Genomic DNA, 14634 nt, shown 5'->3' with positions numbered 1-14634 from the left:
CTCCACCTGCACTACCCTGTTCAGAATGTGCGGAATCGTCGGCTATGTCGGGCAGCAGCCCGCCTGTGAGGTCGTCATGTCCGCGCTGCGCCGGATGGAGTACCGCGGCTACGATTCGTCGGGCGTCGCCCTGGTCAACGGCGACGGCCCCTCGAAGGGCACCGTGACGGTCAGCCGGCGTGCCGGCCGGCTGGCCAACCTGGAGGAGGCGATCGCCGCAATGCCGGCGTCGTCGCTGACCGGAACCACCGGCCTCGGCCACACCCGGTGGGCCACCCACGGACGCCCCACCGACCGCAACGCCCACCCGCACCGCGACGCCGCCGGCAAGATCGCGGTGGTCCACAACGGCATCATCGAGAACTACGCGGAACTGCGGCACGAGCTGGAGGCCCAGGGCGTCGAGTTCGCCAGCGACACCGACACCGAGGTGGCAGTGCATCTGGTGTCGCAGGCCTACCGCCACGGCGACACCGCGGGCGATTTCCCCGCCTCGGTGCTCGCGGTGCTGCGCCGCCTGGACGGCCACTTCACGCTGGTATTCGCCAACGCCGACGACCCGGGCACCATCGTCGCCGCCCGCCGCTCCACCCCGCTGGTGATCGGCATCGGCGACGGCGAGATGTTCGTCGGCTCCGACGTGGCGGCCTTCATCCCGCACACCCGCAACGCCATCGAACTCGGCCAGGATCAAGCCGTGGTGATCACCGCCGACGGCTACCGGATCACCGACTTCGACGGCAACGACGACCTGGGACCCGGGGCATACCGCGAGTTCCACATCGATTGGGACCTGGCCGCCGCCGAAAAGGGCGGCTACGAGTACTTCATGCTCAAGGAGATCGCCGAGCAGCCCGCAGCGGTGTCGGACACCCTGCTCGGACACTTCGTCAACGGCCGGATCGTGCTCGACGAGCAGCGGCTGTCCGATCAGGAACTCCGCGAGATCGACAAGGTGTTCGTGGTGGCATGTGGCACCGCGTATCACTCCGGCCTGCTGGCGAAGTACGCGATCGAGCACTGGACGCGGCTGCCGGTCGAGGTCGAGCTGGCCAGTGAATTCCGGTACCGCGACCCGGTTCTGGACCGCAGCACCCTGGTGGTCGCCATCTCGCAGTCCGGCGAGACCGCGGACACCCTCGAAGCGGTCCGGCACGCCAAGGAGCAGAAGGCCAAGGTCTTGGCGATCTGCAACACCAACGGCTCGCAGATTCCGCGCGAGTGCGACGCCGTGCTGTACACCCGCGCCGGCCCGGAGATCGGGGTGGCCTCGACCAAGACGTTCCTGGCGCAGATCGCCGCCAACTATCTGGTCGGGCTGGCGCTGGCGCAGGCCCGCGGGACCAAGTACCCCGACGAGGTGGAACGCGAATACCACGAGCTGGAAGCGATGCCGGACCTCGTCGCGCGGGTGATCGCGACGATCAAGCCGGTGGCCGCATTGGCCTATCAATTCGCCCAGTCCCCAACGGTGCTGTTCTTGGGGCGCCACGTCGGATACCCGGTGGCGCTGGAAGGTGCGCTGAAACTGAAGGAATTGGCGTACATGCACGCCGAGGGATTCGCCGCCGGCGAACTCAAGCACGGCCCCATCGCGCTGATCGAAGACGATCTGCCGGTCATCGTGATCATGCCGTCCCCCAAGGGGTCGGCCGTGCTGCACGCCAAGTTGTTGTCCAACATCCGCGAGATCCAGGCGCGCGGCGCGATAACCATCGTCATCGCCGAGGAAGGCGACGACACCGTGCGCCCGTACGCCGACCACCTGATCGAAATCCCCTCTGTGTCAACGCTTCTGCAGCCTCTGCTGTCGACCATCCCGTTGCAGGTGTTCGCCGCGTCGGTGGCACAGGCCCGCGGCTACGACGTCGACAAGCCGCGAAACCTGGCCAAGTCCGTCACCGTTGAATAGGCGCGCATAGCTCGCGCCGCTTCTTCGCCGTATCACCGGCGGACATCCGGCCGATCCATTACATTGCCCTGGGGCAGCATTTGCGGCAGGTGGGTTGGGGTGAAGTCCGTACGGGAGGAACTATGCGATCGGCCGGCACGAAATACGGCGTCGTTGGTCTCATCGTCCTGGTCCTCGCGGCATACGTGGTAGCGGTCGCGATGTACGCGCAGAACGGAACCGGCCGGCGTCTGGAGGTTGCCGCCCAGACTGGCGACGGCGACAAGCCGTCGGCGACGATCAACGTCGAAGACATCCAGTCCAACAACAGCGTGCTCGCCGTCAACCTGGCGTTCAATCCCGGATCGGCGTTGCTGGACCCGAAAACCCACCACCTCAAGGACGATCTCAGTCTGCGGGTCAGGTCCGCCGCGATGCCATCCCGGCATACCTGGACCAAGGGCATGCTTCCCGGCCTGATGGCCGTCCCGCTGACCATCGCGGGCCAGATCGAGCGCTGGCCCTTCGATCAATACCGCTCGGGGCCGATCGAAGTCGAAATCTTCTACGGGCCCGACACCGACCGGGCGCCCGACCACGTGCCGGTCACCTTCGTCGATCACCTTTCGGGGTGGCACCTATCCGCCGCCCGATCCCAGGCAGACGGTCCGTACCGACTGAATGTGCGGCGCTCGCTGAGCACCGCGGCGTTCGCCATCGTTATCCTCGGCGTGCTCATCACGATCGCCAGTCTGGCGCTGGTCGTGGCGATTCAGACCGCGCGCGACCGGCGGCCGTTTCAGCCACCGATGACGACGTGGTACGCGGCCATGCTGTTCGCGGTGGTGCCCCTGCGAAACGCGCTACCCGGCTCGCCGCCGTTCGGCAGCTGGGTTGATATCACCGTCGTCATCTGGGTGCTGGTCGCGCTGGCGGTCTCGATGATTCTCTACATCAGCTGCTGGTGGCGGCATTTGAACCCGGTGGCCGCCCCCCCGCCGACGGATCCGGCCCCCACGCCGGCGAAGTAACCCGTCGCCGGCGGCGTGTTTGCCGCCGAAGTCGTCCGACGGCCCCGCCACTCGTGCGAAGGTTGATGGCGTGGCGGGTCCATCGGTTCGCAGTCGAGTGCGCAGCATGACGCTGGTGGTCTGGCATTTCGTCATCAGCGCGCCACTGACCTACTGCTGGCTGTTGGTGCTGATGATCACGACGTTCATCCAGACCCATCTCACCGGCCGGGAGCTGCATTCGGTACTGCTGCATCGCTCCACCAACATTCACGAGTTGGGCAGCGACCCGCTCGGCGTCCTGTTCGCCAGCCTGCTGTGGATCGACGGCAAAAATTTCGAGCCCTACCTGCTGCTGTTCACGCTGTTTCTCGCGCCGGCCGAACACTGGCTCGGCCAGCTCCGCTGGCTCACTGTGGGATTGAGCTCACACATCCTTGCCACCTACATCAGCGAAGGCATCCTCTACTTTGCGATCGAGGACCATGACGCCCCGCAGCGGCTGGTGCACGCCCGCGACATCGGGGTCAGCTATTTCCTCGTCGGCGTGATGGCCGTGTTGAGCTACCACATCATCCGGCCGTGGCGCTGGGGATATCTCGGGGTGTTGTTCATCATCTTCGGTTTCCCGCTGATCACGATGGGCAACGAATTGAACTTCACCGCGATCGGGCACTTCACCTCGATCCTGATTGGCTTGTGCTTCTACCCGTTGACTCGCACGCGCTCCAAACGCAGCAGCCCGTTGAGCCCCGCGCGCCTGCGGGCCATGGCGCGCCGCAATGTGCCACCGGAGACCTCGGCCTGATGCCGGCACCGGCCCGCACCGAAAGACAGTGGGCGCCAAGCCACTTTGAAGCGGTGCGGGTCGCCGTGGGCTCCGCCGATCGGAGCGTCGCCGTCCACCGCGACGGCGACACGTAATCTGACTCTGATGCGGCATTACTACTCCGTAGACGCGATCCGCCAGGCCGAGGCGCCCCTGCTGGCCAGCCTGCCCGACGGTGCGCTGATGCGGCGCGCGGCCTATGGGCTGGCCACCGAGATCATCCGCGAGTTGGCCGCCCGCACCGGTGGGGTAGCCGGGCGACGCGTGTGTGCGGTCGTCGGCTCCGGGGACAACGGCGGTGACGCGCTGTGGGCGGCCACCTTCCTGCGCCGTCGCGGCGCCGGCGCCGACGCGATTCTGCTGAACCCCGAGCGCACCCATCGCAAGGGCCTGGCGGCGTTTCGGCGGGCCGGCGGACAAATCGTCGAAAGCGTCTCGCCGACAACCGATCTCGTCATCGACGGGGTGGTGGGCATTTCCGGCTCCGGGGCGCTGCGACCCGCCGCTGCCGAGGTGTTCGCCGCCGTCGACGACGCGAGAATTCCGGTGATCGCGGTCGACATCCCCAGCGGGATCGACGCGGCGACCGGGGCGATCACCGGTCCCGCGGTGCACGCCGCGCTGACCGTCACCTTCGGCGGGCTCAAACCCGTGCACGCGCTCGCCGACTGCGGACGGGTGCGGCTGATCGACATCGGGCTCGATCTGCCCGGCACGGACGTGTTCGGCTTCGAGGCCGCCGACGTGGCCGCCCGCTGGCCGGTGCCGGGGCCGCACGACGACAAGTACACCCAGGGCGTCACCGGCGTGATGGCCGGCTCGTCGACCTATCCGGGCGCCGCAGTGCTGTGCACCGGCGCCGCCGTCGCGGCGACCTCCGGCATGGTCCGCTACGCCGGCAGCGCGCACCGCGAGGTGCTCGCGCACTGGCCCGAGGTGATCGCGTCACCCACCCCCGCCTCCGCCGGACGGGTGCAGTCCTGGATCGTCGGGCCGGGATTGGGCACCGACGACACCGGGGCCGCGGCGTTGTGGTTCGCGCTGGAAACCGACCTGCCCGTGATCGTGGACGCCGACGGGCTGACGATCCTGGCGGCCCATCCCGACCTGGTGGCCAACCGCACCGCGCCGACGGTGCTGACCCCGCACGCGGGTGAATTCGCCCGGCTGGCGGGTAATCCACCCGGTGATGACCGGGTCGGTGCGTGCCGCAAGCTGGCCGACGCGTTCGGCGCCACGGTATTACTCAAGGGCAATGTCACGGTCATCGCCGATCCGGGCGGCCCGGTCTACCTCAATCCCGCGGGGCAGTCGTGGGCGTCCACCGCCGGCTCCGGTGACGTGCTGTCCGGCATGATCGGCGCCCTGCTCGCGTCGGGGTTGCCGCCGGCCGAGGCGGCGGCCGCCGCGGCCTTCGTGCACGCACGCGCGGCGGCCCTGTCGGCCGCTGACCCGGGCCCCGGCGAAGCGCCCACCTCGGCATCGCGCATGGTGCCGCACATCCGAGCCGCCCTAGCGGCCCTGTAGCAGCAGACCTTCAGAAAGGAACTCGTTGTGCCCCAACACCCTTCCATGCCCGCGCATTCCATCGCCCCGGCGTATACGGGTCGCCTGTTCACCGCGCCGGTGCCGGCGCTGCGGATGCCCGACGAGTCGATGGACCCGGACGCCGCCTACCGCTTCATCCACGACGAGCTGATGCTCGACGGCAGCTCGCGACTCAACCTGGCCACCTTCGTCACCACCTGGATGGATCCTCAGGCCGGGCGGCTGATGGCCGAGACGTTCGACAAGAACATGATCGACAAGGACGAGTACCCGGCGACCGCGGCCATCGAGCAGCGCTGCGTGTGCATGGTGGCCGACCTCTTCCACGCCGACGGCTTGCGCGACGACGACCCGTCGAGCGCCACGGGAGTGTCGACGATCGGGTCCAGCGAGGCGGTGATGCTCGGCGGTCTGGCGATGAAGTGGCGGTGGCGCGAGAAGGTGGGCAAGGACTGGAAGGGACGCACCCCGAACCTCGTGATGGGCTCCAACGTCCAGGTGGTCTGGGAGAAGTTCTGCCGCTACTTCGACGTCGAACCGCGCTACCTGCCGATGGAGGAGGGGCGCTACGTCATCACGCCCGAGCAGGTCGTCGACGCCGTCGACGAGGACACCATCGGGGTGGTGGCGATCCTGGGCACCACCTACACCGGCGAGCTGGAACCGATCGCCGAGATCTGCGCGGCGCTGGACAAGCTGGCCGCCGGGGGCGGGGTGGACGTTCCGGTCCATGTCGACGCCGCCAGCGGCGGGTTTGTGGTGCCCTTCCTGCATCCCGAACTGAAGTGGGACTTCCGGCTGCCCCGGGTGGTCTCGATCAACGTCAGCGGCCACAAGTACGGGCTGACCTACCCGGGCGTCGGGTTCGTGGTGTGGCGCAGCAAGGAGTACCTGCCCGAGGACCTGGTGTTCCACGTGAACTACCTCGGCGGCGACATGCCGACCTTCACGCTGAACTTCTCCAGGCCCGGCAACCAGGTGGTCGGCCAGTACTACAACTTCCTGCGGCTGGGCCGCGAGGGCTACACGCAGGTGATGCAGACGCTGTCGTCGACCGCGCGGTGGCTGGGTGAACAGCTGCGGACCGGCGAGCATGCCGAGTTGATCTCCGACGGTTCGGCCATCCCGGTGGTCAGCTTCCGGCTCGCCAAGGACCGCGGCTACACCGAGTTCGACGTCTCCCATGAGCTGCGCGGCTACGGCTGGCAGGTGCCGGCCTACACCATGCCCGACAACGCCACCCACATCTCGGTCCTGCGCATCGTGGTGCGTGAGGGCCTGTCCGCCGACCTGGCCCGCGCCCTGCACGACGACGCCCGCAGCGCGCTGGCCTCGCTGGACAAGATCAAGCCGGGCGGACATTACCGGGCCGAACACTTCGCGCACTGAGGCCTGTCACGCCGGCTTGTCACGCGGGCCCGGGGTGGCCCTCCCGTTCTGGGACAATGGCTGCTGCGAACTGACAGATTCACGAGTGGGAGCGCGACTTAGTTGGCCGTTACGCCGATATCCCTGACACCGGGTGTCCTCGCCGAGGCCCTGGTCGACCTGGGCGCGATTGAACACAACGTGCGGCTGCTGTGCGAGCAGGCCGGCGACGCGCAGGTGATGGCCGTGGTCAAGGCCGACGGCTACGGCCACGGCGCCGCCCAGACGGCGCGCGCAGCGCTGGCCGGGGGGGCCACCGAGTTGGGTGTCGCCACCGTCGCCGAGGGTCTGGCGCTGCGCGCGGCCGGAATCACCGCGCCGGTGCTGGCCTGGCTGCACCCGCCCGGCATCGACTTCGGGCCGGCGCTGCTGGCCGACATTCAGATCGCGGTGTCGTCGGAACGTCAGCTCGACGAGCTGCTGGAGGCCGCGCGCCGCACCGGCCGGACCGCGACGGTGACGGTCAAGGTCGACACCGGGCTGAACCGCAACGGGGTACCGCCCGGGCAATACCCCGCGATGCTGACCGCGCTGCGCCGGGCCGCCGCCGAGGAGGCCGTCGTGCTGCGGGGGCTGATGTCGCACATGGTGTACGCCGACCAGCCCGCCAACCCCGTGAACAACCTTCAGGGGAAACGATTCAGCGACATGCTGGCCCAGGCGCGCGATCAGGGCGTGCGGTTCGACGTGGCACACCTGTCGAACTCGTCGGCCACGATGTCCCGCCCGGACCTGGCCTTCGACATGGTGCGCCCCGGCATCGCGATATACGGGCTGAGCCCGGTGCCCGAGCGCGGCGACATGGGTCTGGTGCCGGCGATGACGGTGAAATGTACTGTGGCCTTGGTGAAGCCGATCGGCGCGGGGGAGAGCGTGTCCTACGGCCACACCTGGACCGCGCAGCGCGACACCAACCTCGCCCTGATTCCGGTCGGCTATGCCGACGGCGTCTTCCGGTCACTGGGCGGTCGGCTGGAGGTGTTGATCAACGGCAAGCGGCGACCGGGCGTCGGGCGAATCTGCATGGACCAGTTCGTCGTCGATCTCGGGCCCGGACGCACCGATGTGGCCGAAGGTGACGAGGCGATCCTGTTCGGGCCGGGCATCAGTGGTGAACCCACGGCGCAGGATTGGGCGGATCTCCTCGGCACTATCCACTACGAAGTGGTGACCAGCCCCCGAGGCCGGATCACCAGGACCTACCGCGAGGCGCGAACCGTTGAGTCCTGAGGAATCCCGCAGGCGCCGCAAGGGTAGGGCCTGGCTTGCGGGAGGCGCGGGGGTGACGGCCGTCGCCACCATCATCGGAGCCTCGGCCCGCCGGTCGATGACCCAGCGTGCCACGGCCGAAGACCCGTACGCCCATGAGGATTTCAACAGGCTCGAGGACGACATCAGCCGCGTGGTGACCACTCCCGACGGGATACCGCTGGCGGTCCGCGAAGCCGGTCCGGCCGATGCACCGCTGACCCTGGTGTTCGTGCACGGATTCTGTTTGCAGATGGGTGCCTTTCATTTTCAGCGCACGCGGCTGCCCGGACAGTTGGGGCCCGATACCCGGATGGTCTTCTACGACCAGCGCGGGCACGGCAGATCCGGCGAGGCCGATCCCGAGACCTACACGCTGACCCAACTCGGCAGGGACCTGCAAACCGTGCTGAACGTGGTGGCACCGCGTGGAATGATCGTGCTGGTGGGCCACTCGATGGGCGGCATGACGGTGTTGTCGCATGCCCGCCAGTTCCCCGAACAGTACGGGCGCCGGGTCGTGGGCGCCGCGATAATCTCCTCGGCGGCGGAGGGGGTTTCGAGGTCGCCACTGGGCGAGATACTCAAAAACCCTGCGCTGGAAGCGGTCCGGGTCGCGGCGCGATCCGCACCGAAGCTGATGCACCGCGGCCGCAACGTGTCCCGGTCGTTGATCGGCCCGGTGCTACGGGCCGCCTCCTACAGCGACCTGCAGGTCAGCCGGAGCCTGGACGCGTTTTCCCAGCGCATGATGAACAGCACCCCGATCCCCACCATGGTGGGCTTCCTGGACGCGTTGGAGAAGCACGACGAGACCGCCGGGCTGTGGACGCTGCTGCGCATCCCGACCCTGATCGCATGCGGCGACCACGACCTGCTCACCCCGGACGAGTATTCACGAAAAATGGCCGCCAGCCTGCCGCAGTCCGAGCTGGTCATCGTCGCCGGGGCCAGCCATCTGGCGCTGCTGGACAAGCCCGAAGCCATCAATGGCGGGCTGGTCCGATTGGTCAGGCGGGCCACCCCCGGCAAGGTCGCGCTGCGGATGCGGCGGATGCGAGAAAGGTTGCGGCGCCGTGGTTGAGGCGGCGGGCACCGCGACGCTGGAGCGCGTCGAGGACACCCGGGCGCTGGGCTCGCGGCTGGGGCAACAATTGTGTGCGGGTGACGTGGTGATACTCTCCGGCCCGCTGGGTGCGGGAAAAACGGTGCTGGCCAAGGGAATTGCTGCGGCGATGGATGTCGACGGGCCGGTCACCTCACCGTCGTACGTGCTGGCGCGGGTACATCCGCCGCGGCGCCCCGGCACACCGACCATGATTCACGTCGACATGTACCGGTTGCTCGACCACACCGGCCATGAGGGCGCCGACCTACTCGGCGAACTCGATTCGCTGGACTTGGACAGCGATCTCGACGACGCTGTCGTCGTGGTGGAATGGGGCGAGGGGCTGGTCGAGCGGCTGGCCGAACGCCATCTGGACATCCGGCTCGAGCGCGTCACCGGATCCGACGTGCGAATCGCGACCTGGCGGTGGGCCGGCAGCACCGACCACGAGGCTCTTTCATGAGCATCGTCCTGGCCCTCGACACCTCCACGCCGGCCGTGACGGCCGGGATCGTACGCCGTGAAGACCTGTGCGTGCTCGCCGAGCGGGTTACCGTCGACGCCAGGGCCCACGCCGAATGCCTCACCCCGAATGCCGTTGCGGCCCTGGGCGATGCGGGACTGACCATGGCCGATCTGGATGCCGTCGTGGTGGGTTGCGGCCCGGGGCCCTTCACCGGTTTGCGGGCCGGAATGGCCACCGCCGCCGCCTACGGGCACGCGCTGGACATCCCGGTGCACGGTGTGTGCAGCCTGGACGCCATCGGCGTGCGAACGACCGGAGACACGTTGGTGGTCACCGACGCCCGCCGGCGCGAGGTCTACTGGGCCCGCTATCGCGACGGCGTACGCACCCACGGACCGGCCGTCAACGCCGCGGCCGACGTCGACCCGGGTACCGCCGCGGCCGTCGCCGGCTCACCCGAACACGCCACCCTGTTCGGCTTGCCGGTGTCCGAGCCGAGCTGCCCAACGCCGGCCGGATTGGTTGCGGCGGTGGCTGATTGGCTCATCGAACCGGAGCCGCTGGTTGCGCTGTATCTGCGCCGGCCCGATGCCAAACCGTTGGCGACGCGCCGATGACCGCCCACAGCGAGGCCGTGACCCTCGGCGACCTGACCCGGGCCGACGCGGGGCGTTGTGCGGAGCTGGAGGCGCAGCTCTTCGAAGGCGACGATCCCTGGCCCGCGGCGGCGTTTCACCGCGAATTGGCCAGTGCCCACAACCATTACGTCGGCGCGCGGATCGGCGACATGCTGGTCGGCTATGCCGGTATCTCGCGGCTGGGCCGTACCCCGCCCTACGAGTACGAGGTGCACACCATCGGTGTGGATCCCGCCTACCAGGGCCGGGGGATCGGCCGCCGGCTGCTCGAGGAGCTGCTGAGGTTCGCCGACGGCGGCGCCGTGTACCTGGAAGTCCGCACCGACAACGAGGCGGCCATCGGGTTGTACACCAGCGTCGGGTTCGAGCAGATCGGCCTGCGCCGCCGCTACTACCGGGTCAGCGGCGCCGACGCGTACACGATGCGCAGGGAGGCCACATGACAAACGTCCTCGCGATCGAAACCTCCTGCGACGAAACGGGAGTCGGCATCGCGCGGCTGGAGGGCGACGGCACGGTGACGCTGCTGGCCGACGAGGTTGCGTCCAGCGTCGACGAACACGTGCGGTTCGGCGGCGTGGTTCCCGAGATCGCCTCGCGCGCGCACCTGGAGGCGCTGGGGCCCGCCATGCGCCGCGCGCTGTCGACCGCCGGAATGGAAAAGCCCGACGTCGTCGCGGCCACCATCGGCCCCGGGCTGGCGGGCGCCCTGCTGGTGGGAGTCGCAGCGGCCAAAGCGTATTCGGCCGCGTGGGGTGTGCCCTTTTACGCGGTGAACCATCTGGGCGGACATCTGGCCGCCGACGTCTACGAGCACGGGCCGCTGCCCGAGTGTGTGGCGCTGCTGGTCTCCGGCGGCCACACCCACCTGCTGCATGTGCGTTCGCTCGGCGAACCGATCGTCGAGCTGGGCAGCACCGTCGACGACGCCGCCGGCGAGGCGTACGACAAGGTGGCGCGGCTGCTCGGGCTGGGCTATCCGGGCGGCAGGGTCCTCGACGAGCTGGCCCGTACCGGTGATCGCGACGCCATCGCCTTCCCCCGCGGCATGAGCGGGCCGCGCGACGACCCGTACGCGTTCAGCTTCTCCGGGCTCAAGACGGCCGTCGCGCGCTACTTGGAAAGCCACCCGGATGCGGTGAACGCCGACATCGCGGCGGGGTTCCAGGAGGCCGTCGCCGACGTGCTGACCAAAAAGGCGGTGCGCGCGGCCACGGATCTGGGCGTGCAGAACCTGCTCATCGCGGGCGGGGTCGCCGCGAATTCGCGGTTGCGCGAGCTGGCTGAGCAGCGCAGCGCGGCGGCCGGACTCGTCCTGCGGATCCCCAAGCCCAGACTGTGCACCGACAACGGGGCGATGATCGCGTCCTTCGCCGCGCACCTGGTGGCCGCCGGGGCGCCGCAGTCGCCGTTGGACGTGCCCAGCGATCCTGGGTTGCCGGTGGTTCGCGGGCAGGTGGCCTAGGCGATGATGAGCAGGTTGTTGCTCGTAGCCCAGGCCCGGGTGAAGGTGCCCAAGGGGATCTGCTCGTTGCGGCCGTTGGGTGTGCCGCTGTCGTTGAGGTGAACGATGTTGTTGCGGGTGTCGACGCCGGTGACGACGACGGCGTGATCGGCGTTGGTCCGCTGTCCCTGACCCTGCGGGTAGTTCCAGATGGTTTCGGCGTTGATCGCCGCGATCACCTTGCGGCCGCCGGCCAGGTCCTGCTCCATTCCCTGCAAGGTGTTGCCCGTCGTCAGCTGGGATTGGACACCGTACTTGCTCAGCAGCAGAACCATGTCTTGCGGGGAGGTGCCGTCGAAAAAGTAGACACCGCCGTGGTGGACTTCGCTTCTGGTGAACACGCCGCGTAGCTCGATGCCGACCTGGCTGGGTTCTTTGCCGGTGACTTGGCCGACCACGTCGGCGACGGCCATCAAGCCGCAGTCTTCGCCGATCTGATAGCGCCAGTAGGGCGCGGCGGCCTGGGGGTTGCCGTACATCTGGCCGTTCGGGTCGGCGTGGGCCACCCCGGCACAGACCGCGGGGAACGCCATGATGTTCGCTATAGCGACGGCGGCGCCAACGGCGCGCCCGATGCGCGAGTGCACGGATCAATTATTCACTTCGGCCGATTTGAGCAAGGCGACTCGCCGTGACGACCTCGATCTCAGGGGAAGCAACGGGCCGCCCTTGAGTGCTAGCACTCTCGTGTATAGAGTGCTAGGTGGCAATCGGCCAAGCCCTGTGTCGGCACCCGCGACGACGGCGCTCGGGCACGGACGGATGCCGAACACCTGATAACTCGGAAGGTTCGGGGCCAACCCGTACCGGCCGTCAACTCCGGTCCGGGGACCCCCGGACCCGACCCAAACACTGGAGGGCTCCAATCGTGGCGAAGGTGAAGATCAAGCCACTCGAGGACAAGATTCTCGTGCAGGCCAACGAGGCCGAGACCACGACCGCGTCTGGTCTGGTCATTCCTGACACCGCCAAGGAGAAGCCGCAGGAAGGCACCGTCGTCGCAGTCGGCCCCGGCCGGTGGGACGACGACGGCGCAAAGCGCATCCCGCTGGACGTCTCGGAAGGCGACACCGTCATCTACAGCAAGTACGGCGGCACCGAGATCAAGTACGGCGGCGAGGAGTACCTGATCCTGTCGGCACGCGACGTGCTGGCTGTCGTCTCCAAGTAAGAACCGTGTTCCGCCCCGGCGATCCCCGCGTCCTGCGCGGGTGATTTCCGGGGCGGCATGCGTTTGGGGCTAGTGGCGATCGCAAGCGCGGCGAAGCCGGGCGAAGCGGGTCGCCACCATTCAAACAAGGAGCCTGATGAGCAAGATCATTGAGTACGACGAGACAGCGCGGCGCGCCATCGAGGCGGGCGTGAACACGCTCGCCGACGCGGTGCGGGTGACCCTCGGGCCGCGGGGCCGGCATGTGGTGCTGGCCAAGGCATTCGGCGGCCCGGCCGTCACCAACGACGGTGTGACCGTCGCGCGTGAGATAGACCTGGAAGACCCGTTCGAGAACCTGGGCGCCCAGCTGGTGAAGTCGGTGGCGACCAAGACCAACGATGTAGCGGGCGACGGCACCACCACCGCGACCGTTCTGGCGCAGGCGCTGGTCAAGGGCGGCCTTCGGCTGGTCGCGGCCGGCGCCAACCCCATCGAACTGGGCGCGGGAATCAGCAAGGCCGCCGACGCGGTGTCCGAGGCGCTGCTGGCGTCGGCCACCCCGGTTTCCGGCAAGGACGCGATCGCGCAGGTGGCGACCGTGTCGTCGCGCGACCAGTTGTTGGGCGAGCTGGTCGGCGAGGCGATGACCAAGGTCGGCGCCGACGGAGTGGTGAGCGTCGAAGAATCCTCGACGCTGAGCACCGAGCTCGAGTTCACCGAAGGCGTCGGTTTCGACAAGGGTTTCCTGTCGGCGTATTTCGTCACCGACTTCGACTCCCAGCAGGCCGTCCTGGACGACCCGCTGATCCTGTTGCACCAGGACAAGATCAGCTCGCTGCCCGACCTGCTGCCCATGCTGGAGAAGGTGGCCGAATCGGGCAAGCCGCTGCTGATCATCGCCGAGGACATCGAGGGCGAGGCGCTGGCGACCCTGGTCGTCAACTCCATCCGCAAGACGCTCAAGGCCGTCGCGGTCAAGGCGCCGTTCTTCGGCGACCGGCGCAAGGCGTTCCTCGGGGATCTGGCGGTGGTGACCGGCGGCCAGGTGATCAACCCCGACGCGGGCCTGCTGCTGCGCGAAGTCGGCACGGATGTGCTGGGCTCGGCCCGCCGCGTGGTGGTCAGCAAGGACGACACCGTCATCGTCGACGGTGGCGGCCCCAAGGATGCGGTGGCCAACCGCATCAAGCAGCTGCGCGCCGAGATCGAGGCGAGCGACTCCGACTGGGACCGCGAGAAGCTGCAGGAGCGGCTGGCCAAGCTGGCCGGCGGCGTGGCCGTGATCCAGGTCGGAGCGGCCACCGAGACCGCGCTCAAGGAACGCAAGGAAAGCGTCGAGGATGCCGTCGCGGCCGCGAAAGCGGCTGTCGAGGAAGGCATCGTCGCGGGCGGCGGCTCGGCACTGCTGCAGACCCGCGAGGCGCTGAAAAAGCTCCGCAAGTCCCTGAGCGGCGATCAGGCACTGGGCGTCGACGTCTTCTCCGAGGCGTTGGCGGCACCCCTGTACTGGATCGCCACCAACGCCGGGCTCGACGGCGCGGTGGCGGTGCACAAGGTGACCGAGCTGCCCAACGGGCACGGGCTGAACGCGGACAAGCTGACTTACGGCGACCTGATCGCCGACGGCGTCATCGACCCGGTGAAGGTCACCCGTTCGGCGGTGCTCAATGCGGCCTCGGTGGCCAGGATGGTCCTCACCACCGAAACGGTGGTCGTCGACAAGCCGGCCGATCAGGAAGATGGCCACGGCCACGGTCATCATCACCACCACTAAGAATTGCTAGGCGAAACACCCCCGGTTCACGCGACCG

Annotated in this window: 14 protein-coding genes; 13 read left to right on the top strand and 1 reads right to left on the bottom strand. The window is 68.4% G+C overall.

Annotated features, from left to right (window positions below):
• Positions 1 to 25 precede the first annotated feature (25 nt).
• The 11 genes from glmS (at position 26) to tsaD (ending at position 11631) form a co-directional block, all read left to right on the top strand.
• Positions 26 to 1912, top strand: a complete 1887-nt coding sequence (gene glmS, locus AC5Y4H_RS08695) for a glutamine--fructose-6-phosphate transaminase (isomerizing) (RefSeq protein ID WP_499980383.1) — start codon at positions 26 to 28, stop codon at positions 1910 to 1912.
• 122 nt (positions 1913 to 2034) lie between these two features.
• A complete protein-coding gene (locus AC5Y4H_RS08690; protein WP_499980381.1) occupies positions 2035 to 2922 on the top strand; it encodes a DUF4436 domain-containing protein in 888 nt (295 codons plus the stop codon).
• A 70-nt stretch (positions 2923 to 2992) separates the two neighbouring features.
• Positions 2993 to 3709 carry a rhomboid-like protein gene (locus tag AC5Y4H_RS08685; protein WP_499980380.1) on the top strand — a complete coding sequence of 239 codons (717 nt, stop codon included), beginning with the start codon at positions 2993 to 2995 and terminating at the stop codon, positions 3707 to 3709.
• 126 nt (positions 3710 to 3835) lie between these two features.
• The gene (locus tag AC5Y4H_RS08680) at positions 3836 to 5257 is read left to right on the top strand and encodes an NAD(P)H-hydrate dehydratase (protein WP_499980379.1); all 1422 of its coding nucleotides are present in this window, start codon (positions 3836 to 3838) and stop codon (positions 5255 to 5257) included.
• A 45-nt stretch (positions 5258 to 5302) separates the two neighbouring features.
• Complete coding sequence (gad, locus tag AC5Y4H_RS08675) at positions 5303 to 6667, top strand: glutamate decarboxylase (RefSeq protein WP_499980719.1); 1365 nt, start codon at positions 5303 to 5305, stop codon at positions 6665 to 6667.
• 102 nt (positions 6668 to 6769) lie between these two features.
• Positions 6770 to 7936: an alanine racemase gene (gene alr / locus AC5Y4H_RS08670; protein WP_499980377.1), complete on the top strand. Its 1167-nt coding sequence runs from the start codon at positions 6770 to 6772 to the stop codon at positions 7934 to 7936.
• 52 nt (positions 7937 to 7988) lie between these two features.
• Complete coding sequence (locus AC5Y4H_RS08665; protein WP_499980376.1) at positions 7989 to 9038, top strand: alpha/beta fold hydrolase; 1050 nt, start codon at positions 7989 to 7991, stop codon at positions 9036 to 9038.
• Positions 9031 to 9525, top strand: coding sequence for a tRNA (adenosine(37)-N6)-threonylcarbamoyltransferase complex ATPase subunit type 1 TsaE (gene tsaE, locus AC5Y4H_RS08660; RefSeq protein ID WP_499980375.1), 495 nt, complete (start codon positions 9031 to 9033; stop codon positions 9523 to 9525). The genes AC5Y4H_RS08665 and tsaE overlap by 8 nt, the downstream gene beginning before the upstream one ends.
• Complete coding sequence (gene tsaB / locus AC5Y4H_RS08655) at positions 9522 to 10145, top strand: tRNA (adenosine(37)-N6)-threonylcarbamoyltransferase complex dimerization subunit type 1 TsaB (protein WP_499980374.1); 624 nt, start codon at positions 9522 to 9524, stop codon at positions 10143 to 10145. The genes tsaE and tsaB overlap by 4 nt, the downstream gene beginning before the upstream one ends.
• Positions 10142 to 10609, top strand: coding sequence for a ribosomal protein S18-alanine N-acetyltransferase (rimI, locus tag AC5Y4H_RS08650; protein WP_499980373.1), 468 nt, complete (start codon positions 10142 to 10144; stop codon positions 10607 to 10609). The genes tsaB and rimI overlap by 4 nt, the downstream gene beginning before the upstream one ends.
• A complete protein-coding gene (tsaD, locus tag AC5Y4H_RS08645) occupies positions 10606 to 11631 on the top strand; it encodes a tRNA (adenosine(37)-N6)-threonylcarbamoyltransferase complex transferase subunit TsaD (protein WP_499980372.1) in 1026 nt (341 codons plus the stop codon). Before rimI ends, tsaD begins: the two co-directional genes overlap by 4 nt.
• Here the strand turns inward: tsaD and AC5Y4H_RS08640 are convergent.
• A complete protein-coding gene (locus tag AC5Y4H_RS08640; protein ID WP_499980371.1) occupies positions 11628 to 12257 on the bottom strand; it encodes a C39 family peptidase in 630 nt (209 codons plus the stop codon). The genes tsaD and AC5Y4H_RS08640 overlap by 4 nt on opposite strands.
• A gap of 281 nt (positions 12258 to 12538) precedes the next feature.
• On the opposite strand from AC5Y4H_RS08640, the gene groES reads away from it, so the two are divergent.
• Positions 12539 to 12841, top strand: coding sequence for a co-chaperone GroES (groES, locus tag AC5Y4H_RS08635; protein ID WP_499980370.1), 303 nt, complete (start codon positions 12539 to 12541; stop codon positions 12839 to 12841).
• A gap of 136 nt (positions 12842 to 12977) precedes the next feature.
• Positions 12978 to 14597, top strand: coding sequence for a chaperonin GroEL (groL, locus tag AC5Y4H_RS08630; protein WP_499980368.1), 1620 nt, complete (start codon positions 12978 to 12980; stop codon positions 14595 to 14597).
• Positions 14598 to 14634 lie beyond the last annotated feature (37 nt).

This window comes from Mycobacterium sp. NGS58, assembly GCF_059812385.1.
The sequence above is the reverse complement of the archived record's forward strand: the minus strand, read 5'-3'. Positions and strand labels throughout refer to the sequence as shown.

Bases quoted from the DNA above. Each gene is read 5' to 3' on its own strand.
- glmS (WP_499980383.1), top strand. From the start codon at position 26: ATGTGCGGAATCGTCGGCTATGTCGGGCAGCAGCCCGCCTGTGAGGTC.
- AC5Y4H_RS08690 (WP_499980381.1), top strand. From the start codon at position 2,035: ATGCGATCGGCCGGCACGAAATACGGCGTCGTTGGTCTCATCGTCCTG.
- AC5Y4H_RS08680 (WP_499980379.1), top strand. From the start codon at position 3,836: ATGCGGCATTACTACTCCGTAGACGCGATCCGCCAGGCCGAGGCGCCC.
- gad (WP_499980719.1), top strand. From the start codon at position 5,303: ATGCCCGCGCATTCCATCGCCCCGGCGTATACGGGTCGCCTGTTCACC.
- tsaB (WP_499980374.1), top strand. From the start codon at position 9,522: ATGAGCATCGTCCTGGCCCTCGACACCTCCACGCCGGCCGTGACGGCC.
- rimI (WP_499980373.1), top strand. From the start codon at position 10,142: ATGACCGCCCACAGCGAGGCCGTGACCCTCGGCGACCTGACCCGGGCC.
- tsaD (WP_499980372.1), top strand. From the start codon at position 10,606: ATGACAAACGTCCTCGCGATCGAAACCTCCTGCGACGAAACGGGAGTC.
- groL (WP_499980368.1), top strand. From the start codon at position 12,978: ATGAGCAAGATCATTGAGTACGACGAGACAGCGCGGCGCGCCATCGAG.